Here is a 9,931-nt window from a genome sequence, read left to right as displayed (position 1 = left end):
CTCTACACCCCGCAAGAATGCTGGAACTACTTTTGCGAGGCCGGATATGCTTCTACGTAAACTGGAAAAGCTTTAAGGGGGGATTGGAGCTTGGATTGTGCAGTCGCGGCTGTCATTGATCCTGAACGCAACGCATTGTCCGTCTTCCCCCCGGAATCCCTCAACCAGAGATCGACAAGAACTCTCTGCACACTCCCCCATCACACACAAACCTATACCAATGGATAGGTATCCTACCCAACTTACCAGCGCACTATCCCAACGCACCCGAGATACTTACGAGCTGACGGGTGCATCTTTCAGGGCGAGCTGCGGTAACCTTCGCACATGCCAAGAGGTAGGGACTGGGATTTGGCTAAGATACTGAAAGAACGGGTCAACTGCAAAGATAAGTCGGGGGCCAAGTACGGGGTTCAAGTTTTTGAGATTTTGGTCCCGCGTAAGGACTCGCAAGGCAAGATGAGGAAGCAATATGCAGGAACGACCGCTTGTCTTGCTGATGGCTCGGCTGTTTCAATCACTGGACCCTACACCTTTAGGATCGTCTGGAACGATGAAGAAATTCTACGTGTATAAGATCGGAACCCGATAACTTCTTAAGGGGATAGTTCTAGTCCAGTCGGCTTCCCCAGCAAACCTAAATCACCCCAGGTCAACATGCTATAGCCTCGGTAGATACCACGACGAACAAAATCACCAGACAAATGAGTTGCCACCGGAACCTCGCGCGTTCCTTTACAATCTTTGGAGTGATGAATGTGGAAATATTCGGAGTGTTGTAGATTTCGATGTGCATGAGCAGACTTCAGTTGGCAGACTAGGGCGAGCACCCTCCTTTTGCATGATGAATAGGGCGAGAAAGTGCCGAGAAGTTGCCGTAACCGTGACATTTCGGTTGTGCGATAGAAGCCACTCGAAGCTTTGACCAAATCTTACTCAAGCACTCGCCACATTCCTACGCCATCCAGCAGACGTGAAAAGAAACACTCGACGTCTACCCAGAATAGAACTACGATCAACGTACCAACTCTTCCTATTGCCCCCTTGGTTCATTCTCCCGAGCCTTGGGGGTAACTTTTGGGGCGGGGCCTAGGTGTAAATCGCTATCCGAACAGGTTCTTATATATACCTTGTAGCACTTCGTTCGTTTAAGGCTTCTTCGCTCATTCCTTTAGCCGTGGAGTTGTGACTGATCTAGGCCGTGTCCTCTAGCGTAGATAAGCGAGCATCCACATCGACCTCAGGTCCTCCCTCTTGATCGTGCTTCCATTCGTTAACCCAAGTCTTCGCTTCCTCCATCTCATCTAGGTGGAAAACCACGACGGGGCCAGAAATGAGTGGCGCGAAGGCCTTCATTCCAAGTCGAACACCCTGAAGGTCTGTCACAACAGCTAATCCGGCAAAGTCACGCAAATGCAGTAGTCCGAACTTTGCATCATCCCAAGCAGCTCCCGGAGAATAACCCGTAAAGTCATCTCCAAAGACGAAGAAAAGCTTCACTTTGCTCTCCTCCGCCACCTTCTTTTTAAACTCCGGGATCAAGACTGTTTCATAGTCTTCTCTCGTAATCTGACCGTGAGCAGCAATCGCAAGGACATCCGCTGCAAAGCCGTCCAATATTTCGAAGTGTTGTTTCTCCTCGGTCATCTCAAATCTCCATGCATCAAAAAAACGAGCTATTGGTAAGCAAGCTTTGACTGTCCAAGTCTTCGCTAAGACTTCTTGACCGGAATTTTCTTCCCTTGGCTTTCATCAGGGGTGCGGCGGGGAACGGTAATGGTGAGCACACCGTCTTTCACGTGAGCCTCGGTCTTTCCGATATCAGCGTCCTCTGGCATCCGAAATGAGCGTCTAAAGGAACCATATTGGCGTTCGGAGAAGTACCAGGTTGCTCCCTTTTCCTCGGTTTCTTCCACCTTCTCACCAGATACAGTCAGCAGACCATTTTCCGCAGTCAGTTCGATATCTTCCTCAGTTACCCCTGGAAGCTCTACGGTGATACGGTAGGCGTTGTCACTTGATGATGCATCGGAAGCCGGGGCAAGCCAATTTTTGAGCTTTGTTCCAATTCGACTGAACGGCTCGTAAAGGTGAGGCCATAGGCTTGCAGATTGATTGGATTCGACCATGGGAATGTCCTCTTGTCTGAGACCTGATGGCTCGGAATTTGCACCCTGATGAGATGATGGTCTTTGATTTATCTCAACGCCTATGCCCTGAGATCGAGCACAGCTTAGACGTGCGGTGACCCAAGGCGTATTCATTCGGTTTGTCGCTACAGCAGAGTTTATTCCCGCAAGGACATTGAAACCTGTACTAAAGCGGATTTTTGAACCGGTGATCCGCCTATCAGCTCATGATGCCAATGTATCAAGGGGAAATGCCGAGTACTTCTTGGACCCTTACCCTCATGTAAACCGCTTTGAGCTGAGAAGTTCACTGATTTCTCGGGGGTCATCAGATTTTTGGGGGTACTCAAAGTAGACCGTTATTCGAACAACTTCCTATATATATCTTATAGCTTCTTGTTCGGTTAAGGAGTTCCCCGGATTTCTTAAGGAACCCCCAGTGGCCAAGGTTCAACCTTTAGTTCATGTACGTTCCCTTCTCCCCAACCTACCTCTAACACTTCCTTGATCTCGGAGTAGTCATAAGCACTGGCCGATATCACCGAGAAGTCTGGGGTCCCCTGATCTCCACTTACTTGTTCACTTCGAATTAGCTTTGGAAGGAAGACATGGGCGTGCTCTGTCAAGCGCTCTTCCCCGGCTCTGTAGGTGACCTTCTGTGCCAGCAGTCTCATCTCCGCCGGAAGGAAATCCAACTGGTGAATATTCCTCACGTTGGAACGGTTAAGCATCATCCTCGCCACATCAGTATTATCAGCCAGATCAGGTCTGAGCTTCAGCAAGCTTGCAGGTGTGAGCGGTAGATTTCTTTTCTTCAACAGCTCTAACTCAAGCTTGTCCGGGAACATGTCATTGGATGTCCTCAGTCGATCCACTGGTAGCTCCACAGGCAGGTTTCCAAGCAAGAAGACGTACTTAGGATGGGCCGACCAGACCAACCTCAACCTTGCTACGGCCTGAACTGTCTCTGCTTCCCTGATCTGTCTATGTACCGCTGCTATTCGTTCATCTCGGAAAGAGTTCACCATCACTCCAGATTGATCATGCCCACTACGGTCAGACAACCAGTACCCTTCCAGAGACAGGGGTAGATGTTCCTCCGTGTCTTCGAAGCCTAGTGGCGGTTCGTCGTCCCAAAATATGGCTCTAGCTTGTTGTTCGACCTGAGCTGGAGGCGGAGAGTTACGACCTGTGATGAACACCACCGTACAGTCTTCGTATTCGTTGCTACCTCGAATACCGCCGAAGTGGCCGACCTTCACTCCCTCCAAGTTTCTTTCACGCAGAGCATCCGCCAACCGCTTGTGGGAGATCACCAAGGGCTTCTCGCCACCGGCAACCCAAGCCTTCAGAACCTTAACCAGCCCAACCACTCTGTCAGGGCTTTCATTCCACCATGTGTTGCTGCCTGTTCTGTCGTAGACCTGTGTGACGATGGCGTTCTGGTGCACATCAATCCGCTTAACTTCGGTGAACGGAAGCAGCTTATCCAACAAGACAGGATCAGCCGTGGCATCCAAGAGCAGCACCGGGGTTTTGTCGTTTACCCGAAGTTCTTTTCTCTCGCAGATGGTGATGGTGTTGTCGTCGTACCAAAGCCGTGCAGGTGAGTTCCGCCCCGGTAGATCAAACTCCTGAGCCAGTACCCTGAGCAAGCTTCGAAGGGCATAGTACGTCTTGGCTGAAGCAACAGGGGTCTCTGTCTCTCTTTTTGCATCAAAAGACACATCTGGAGCCAAGGCTGAAAGATCAATCTCCTTAAGTTCACCCTTCGTTACACCAGCTTCCTTAAGCTCTGCTAGGAGACCGGGCCCTTCTTGATCTCCAAGGGCATCTACTATGACGCTGCCGAGACGCCTGTACTGATCGTGCTTCAAGTGTGTACGTACATCTTCAGCCGACACCTGAGGGAAGCCTCCGACAAGATTGCTCAAGAACCCCTCATCAATAATCACCAAGTCGGGCTGCCGTTCCTCCTCAAATTCATTCCGTGGCAAACCTAGAGACGCATGGGTGTAGAGGCGGACGATGTTGCCGGTCGTATCGAAGTCGACAGGGATGCTTTGGAACTGCTTAAGATATGAACACCCGTCAAAGTGTATGCATCTCTCTCCCGTTTCGGTGCCAAGGCAAGCATTCCGGTATACCGAGACACCGCTCTGTTCCAAACCTCGAACGTAGTCAGCACGATCACATAGTGGTTGGTACTGCCTTGCTCCCTCTTCCGTCAGACCACCACCGGTACGAGGATATAGATGGATGACACTGGCTCTTATGCCTTCGAGTGCACTTTCCCATTCGTCAGCTAAGTCATGGCGAGGGACATAGACCTCAATCAGCTTGCTTGTTTCTTCAGCCAAGAATTCTTTCAGCTTAGCGACCGTTGCGTTGTCTTTCCTAGACCCATGGTCAATCGCAGAGCTAACCTCGGATTAGCTTTCTGCTTCAGCTTGTCAAAGTAACCTTCAAGCGCCCCATCAAGTTGTTCCTTGGCCTCAGTAGCTTCTACCATTTCAGTCGCATATGCAGGCTTTTGTGTAGGTAGCAGGCCAATGTTCCGGCTTTGAGACCTAAACGAGTATTTCCCGCTGGTAGCCTCATCATGCCTAGCCTTAGCTTTGACTTCTGCGTCCGCCCGTGTCCAAGTACGGTCATTGACTATCTCAAGGTCTGCTTCTTCCTGAAACCTCGCCCATAGCCTGTCGTTGATCTCTTCCACCGAAGGGACATCTTGCCTGCCTCGACACAGCTCAAACATCACCTCGTTGCTCAGATCGAAGAGAAGCTGCTCTCGTCCATCAATAGCTAAGCCAGTGTCTGGGTCTCGAATGATCTCTTGCCGTTCTATCACTCCGCCATCGCGAACATGCCTTGGGCCACCAAGCCGGGACACAGCCCTTTCCGCGAGATCATCAGGCACAACAACCGCCTCTAACGCTGCCGGTGGTTCATAGAGACCAAAGCGTTCTGGATATGGATCGTCACCTCCAACGAACTCAGGATCAGCCGTAAAGTGCAATTGAAATGGGCTAAACAGAGCTTTGTCTACTGGGCTATCTGACAACCACCCCCTCTTTTCTTGGTCAGATACCGGACGACTAAGCCAATACCACAGGTGTACCCGTATCCCTTCCTTGATGCCCATCGAAGCAGAAAGGTGATACCAACACTTCGCCCGTTTAAACTCATCCGGTAGGTGACTGACTGCGCATTCCGCGACTTCTTCTGGCGTCAGGTCTTGCAGCTTTCGTCCCTCAGGACCGTTTAGACCATCTATGTCAAGCATCATCCAGTTATGTGGGCAAGATTCAAAGTTCTCCCTTGTTTTCCTGATCCTATCTTCGCCGACAATACCAATTGGCTTTCCTGAAATCACGGCTGTTTGAGGTTCTGCAGCGAGGCCCCTGAGTATGCCACCAAGCTCATCGAAATCGGCTACTGCAACCTCTTCGCATTGATACAGGAGCGGGAAGGACTGAGGCTGTTGTTGCCAAGACCCATCCTCCAAGGTGAAGCTTTTTCTGATAGGGAGAGTTTTGCTGCGGAGCGCCGCAAGGAAATCTATCATCTCACCAGCCAACCAGTTGCACGGTCTCCATGCAAGGGTGGTCTGGTTTTGGCAGCCGTTGTTGCAGAATGTGTTTTGGGCTGAAGCGTACCTCGTTAGAATATCCTCAAGATACGGAAACGGGAGGCACTCAATGTCCGAGACCCTTGAAGAGATGGAAGCAGCGCTCAAGAAGTACCACGCGAAGATAACAAGCGACTTCTATACATCAGCGGAGATTGCAGAGGTGCCCGGGAGTCTGAGTATCAGAGGTTACTTCGGCCCTCTTATGACAACCTCGCTCAAAGGAAATGCCTCAGACGAAGATTTCCGAGAGCACGTCGAGAAAGCCGTAGCCGAATACCGCAAGGTACCGCTCTTTCGTCATGTCGAGGACAAGTGAACGAGCTGACTTTTATCGGCGAACAGCATTTCGTTTTCTACATCGGGTTTCATATCTCGAGAGTTCCCTGACATTTGCTTGATGGGGGCCAATGGTGCGCTGACAGAATCAATTTCTTCGCATACGCTATCTGCATGAAATCAATTGTCCTTGGCTTTCGAGCCCTCCCTTTTCTCTTTGTTTTCGTGTTTTCCAGCATTGCCTATGCAGCTGATGTAGACAGGTTTGCTGGGACATACACAGGCAAGGCGGAGTTCATCGCCAACGGTGAGAAACAGCACCGAGATTTGAGCACCACGATTACGCCGAGCAAAGATGGTTTCACGCTCAGTTGGACCTCCGTGACCTACCGGAGTGATGGGCGAACCAAGGAGGCTACTTATACCATCGAGTTCGTTCCGAGTCCGCGGGAAGGAATCTACAGCTCGGCCATGAAGGTAGACATCTTCGGCAAACGCAAACCGCTCAATCCACTGAACGGTGAGCCATTCGTCTGGGCCCGGTTCCGAGGTGACACGTTCTCAACCTATTCTCTCTTCATTACGGAAGATGGTGAGTACGAGATGCAGGAATATCACCGGACCTTAACAGAAGGCGGCTTGAACTTAGTCTTCCATCGTGTCCGCGACAGCGTAGTTCTGCGCGAAATCACGGCGTTTCTAGCCCGGGAAGGGTGACGGTCTGGTCTGCCAGATGCTTATACATCCTGAGTGCTATCTCACTGACACTACCGTACAACCCTTCTCCGAGCCCCTTCAGATGCCCTCCGGTGGAAAAAGCTCATGGAAGCTCAAGACGCCTTCAGTGACTCTCTGTGTGGCTGTCTGGGGCTGCTGTGGGTCAGACCGAGAAGGGATTATCCAGCACCCCAACGACCTGCATCAGGAACTCTCCGTTGTTGGGGTCCAATGCTTGCTGATAGTAGCTGTCTCTTGCCAATTAGACCAAGCAATAAGATTAAGGCCGATACCCCAAACTTTCTTCCTGTTCGCTTATCAACTCTGCCCACATAAACTTCCGGTCCGCCGAAGACATAGTTGCGGGTGTAGCAGGGCGTTTTTCCACTGCTGGCCGGAAGCGTTGTCCCTTCGAATTATTGATATGCCTAAACTCATCCGGACGAAAACTGAGGTCCATTGAATAGTTGAAAGCTTCAAGTGTCTTTTCGGGGTCAGCCTGAACCTCCTCAAGCCGCATAAACACACAATTAACTCCCCTCGCAAGCATTGAAATAAGCGCCTGAAGCTTGATGTTGCGAAGCTCAAAAAGGGAGCTGAACGGTTGCCCATTCAGAGGATGACGGTCTTGTTGAAGAAGTTGTGAGACATAAGCCCAGCCTTTGTCGAAATAGCGTCGTTTATCGATCACAGTTTGCCATTCAGCGCGGATGAACTTCGAGAATTCCAGCCTCTGTAGGTCAGTAGTTGTGTGCCAAGGTCTGGCATGCATTGACAGTGCCCAGCTTTCTGGATTGCGGACCATACAAACAACAACCATATCGGAGGGCGCACCGATCATCTGGCAAAACCCATGCTTCCAACCCAATTCATCGCTATGTTTCAGTTGGGTATTCCGAGCAATCAAATTTTTGACGAAGTTGGTGCCTGAAGAGCGCTCGCCGAGAACCTGAAACCGTGTCAGTTCCCCCGTAGAGGTACGCACACCATGACAACCAATCTTAGCAAAGCTGTCTGGGAGCATATGCACGTCCTAATTTGGCAACCCGCAAAGAAATCTGAACCAATCACATAAAGCTCGACCGTCTGAGTGTAGGTCAACCATTTTTGATCAGCTTCGCATAGCTGTTTTTTGTCGCCTCCTCGTACTCCTCAAGCCTTTGCCTGCGCTCCTCTTCACTCTCGGCCACCTCAACCGCTTTCTCATACTCCCAGTCAGGGTCGTAGTACCTGTGATATCCGTCTGCTACGGCACCGAAGACAGGCCTCCTGGTATCGATCTGAGTGAGGTTTCGCGCTATCACCCCCTATTCACGATTGTCGGTTCTTTTGTTGAACGGCCGGATAGATACTTCTTCCCAGATACCTGCTGCAAAGAACGGGTCGTTGCGGTGAAAAGCTTCGACGTCAGCCAAACTTTCGGCCTCAACAAGAACCATTGAGCCAATCATGGTCTTCTCGTCATCAGCTAGGAGCGGCCCTGAAATCACAATCTTTACAGGGGGTTTGCTCAGATAGGCCTTGTGCGCATCGTAATTGGCCAATCTTCGATCAAGGGCGTCCTTATAGTCGAGACAATGTATCACGTAGTACACGGCTTAGTTCTTCCTCCACGTCCTCGCAGGAGTCCTAAAAAGCAACTACAAGTCCGCCTTCCGCTCCGCAGATATGATGCGCTCAGAGTATGAGGAAACAAGACACAAGAACAATTCCTGCGACCAACTGATACATTCAATTGAAAACATGTTTAGTCAGGCGAATGTAAACACTATGGGCTTCTCCATGGGATACAAAGGCTTCACTCAGAACAAATCGCTTGGGAGACAGCCCCCAGCCATACCCTCACCTGCTCCACTGAGTATCCTTGCCCGTAGGTCACTCCTACGCCGCCCACAGTCCTCCATCCTCCGATCTGGTCTATCAGATCATTCGGGCATTCAAGGGCTCTGAGACGGTCTCTCATGGTGTGCCGGAGGCAATGGGCTGTCAGTCCCTCGAAGTCCCTCTTCAACCACTTGTTCAGGGCATTGGACGCATGTGTAGCCTTGCAGGTGCCCTCCTTGATGTACCGGGGGAACAACCACTCTCTGTCTGATCTCTCGATTGTCCTCTCCATGGCTAGCTTGGCGTATCCCACCAGAGGAAGAGTCCGTGTCGAGTTCGGTGTCTTCAACCTTCTGGCTGAGTTTGGCCGGATGTGGATCAGGTCTTCCTGTAGGTCGATGTCTTCTATCCTCAGGCCAACAATCTCCGCCAATCGACACCCGGTCTCACCCAGCAGAGGCATCAGGAGCTTCACCGTACTGCCAGAGGACAATGACTTGTCGTATCCCAGCTTCAGTTGCTCTCTGGTGAAGACCCCTCGCTTAAATGTGTCCTCTCCCTCTCCTTGGATCATCAACCGTGTGAAGGGGTTTCTCTTGTCGAGGTCCAACTCCGAGTAAGCATAGTTCAGGATAGCTGACAGACTGTTGATCCTACGTCTGACCGTAGTCGTCTTGTTCCCCCTCAGGATCAGGTGGCGCACAAAGAGTTTGGCATCCTCTCGGGTATACTCGCTGACCTCTCTGTCTCCCGCCAAGGATACGAATGTTGAGAGGGCCACCCGAGGAGGTGTCTGGTCGATCTTCCTCAGGACCAGGTATTCTTCTGCGATCTCTGACAACAAGCAGGACCGAGGTTTGAAGCTCTCCACCACAGAGACAACATCAACAGGGGTGATCCTTGTCGTACTACTCCAAGACCCCTCTAAGACATTACTCAGACGTTCTGCATAGGCTTCAGCTTCAACCGGGTCTTTCGACAGGGCCTGTCTGATGAAATCCCCATAGATTCTTACGGCATGTTTGGGCACACGACGATTGTAATAAAAGGTCCCTGCACGACAAATTGTGTACTGAATGTGTGACACGACGATATCCTCCGATGGTTAAACTCGAAGGAATTTCAGTAGTTTATCTGGGAAGAAATGGTGCCCAGGAGAGGACTCGAACCTCCACGTCCGTAAGGACACTGGCACCTGAAGCCAGCGCGTCTACCATTCCGCCACCTGGGCAGGTTGCGTGGGCGGTGATCTAAGGGCGCTTTTGGGCGCTGTCAATCGCATTTCGGCGCAATCGCCGACTCTTTCGAACACTCCGGGCAGGACGTGCCGGAATTGCCGCTTGTTCGAAAA

10 protein-coding genes and 1 tRNA gene are annotated in these 9,931 nt (G+C 51.1%); 2 read left to right on the top strand and 9 right to left on the bottom strand.

Annotated elements, in window-relative coordinates:
• Positions 1-1,194: 1,194 nt before the first annotated feature.
• The 4 genes from AB2B41_RS10795 to AB2B41_RS10780 form a co-directional block, all read right to left on the bottom strand.
• Entirely contained in the window at positions 1,195-1,647 is a 453-nt protein-coding gene (locus AB2B41_RS10795; RefSeq protein ID WP_367877791.1) for a SpoIIAA family protein, read from the bottom strand.
• A 65-nt stretch (positions 1,648-1,712) separates the two neighbouring features.
• Entirely contained in the window at positions 1,713-2,129 is a 417-nt protein-coding gene (locus AB2B41_RS10790; protein ID WP_367877790.1) for an Hsp20/alpha crystallin family protein, read from the bottom strand.
• A gap of 425 nt (positions 2,130-2,554) precedes the next feature.
• The gene (locus tag AB2B41_RS10785) at positions 2,555-4,489 is read right to left on the bottom strand and encodes a hypothetical protein (protein WP_367877789.1); all 1,935 of its coding nucleotides are present in this window, start codon (positions 4,487-4,489) and stop codon (positions 2,555-2,557) included.
• A gap of 8 nt (positions 4,490-4,497) precedes the next feature.
• A complete protein-coding gene (locus tag AB2B41_RS10780) occupies positions 4,498-5,697 on the bottom strand; it encodes a hypothetical protein (RefSeq protein WP_367877788.1) in 1,200 nt (399 codons plus the stop codon).
• Between the two features lie 133 nt (positions 5,698-5,830).
• Between AB2B41_RS10780 and AB2B41_RS10775 the strand changes: the two genes are divergently transcribed.
• Both AB2B41_RS10775 and AB2B41_RS10770 read left to right on the top strand, forming a co-directional pair.
• Positions 5,831-6,079, top strand: coding sequence for a hypothetical protein (locus tag AB2B41_RS10775; RefSeq protein ID WP_367877787.1), 249 nt, complete (start codon positions 5,831-5,833; stop codon positions 6,077-6,079).
• A gap of 134 nt (positions 6,080-6,213) precedes the next feature.
• Complete coding sequence (locus AB2B41_RS10770; RefSeq protein WP_367877786.1) at positions 6,214-6,756, top strand: hypothetical protein; 543 nt, start codon at positions 6,214-6,216, stop codon at positions 6,754-6,756.
• 280 nt (positions 6,757-7,036) lie between these two features.
• On the opposite strand, the gene AB2B41_RS10765 is transcribed toward AB2B41_RS10770, so the two are convergent.
• From AB2B41_RS10765 to AB2B41_RS10745, 5 genes are all read right to left on the bottom strand, one after another.
• Complete coding sequence (locus tag AB2B41_RS10765; protein ID WP_367877785.1) at positions 7,037-7,780, bottom strand: hypothetical protein; 744 nt, start codon at positions 7,778-7,780, stop codon at positions 7,037-7,039.
• Positions 7,781-7,853: 73 nt separating this feature from the next.
• Positions 7,854-8,060: a hypothetical protein gene (locus tag AB2B41_RS10760; protein ID WP_367877784.1), complete on the bottom strand. Its 207-nt coding sequence runs from the start codon at positions 8,058-8,060 to the stop codon at positions 7,854-7,856.
• A gap of 3 nt (positions 8,061-8,063) precedes the next feature.
• Positions 8,064-8,342, bottom strand: coding sequence for a YciI family protein (locus tag AB2B41_RS10755; RefSeq protein WP_367877801.1), 279 nt, complete (start codon positions 8,340-8,342; stop codon positions 8,064-8,066).
• A 212-nt stretch (positions 8,343-8,554) separates the two neighbouring features.
• On the bottom strand, positions 8,555-9,421 hold the full coding sequence (locus AB2B41_RS10750) for a tyrosine-type recombinase/integrase (protein ID WP_367877783.1): 867 nt from the start codon (positions 9,419-9,421) through the stop codon (positions 8,555-8,557).
• A 304-nt stretch (positions 9,422-9,725) separates the two neighbouring features.
• Positions 9,726-9,811, bottom strand: a tRNA-Leu gene (locus AB2B41_RS10745).
• Positions 9,812-9,931 lie beyond the last annotated feature (120 nt).

It is taken from the genome of Sulfitobacter sediminis (assembly GCF_040811725.1).
GTDB lineage: Bacteria > Pseudomonadota > Alphaproteobacteria > Rhodobacterales > Rhodobacteraceae > Sulfitobacter > Sulfitobacter sediminis.
Note: the sequence above shows the minus strand (reverse complement) of the source record. Positions and strands in the feature narration are given on the sequence as shown.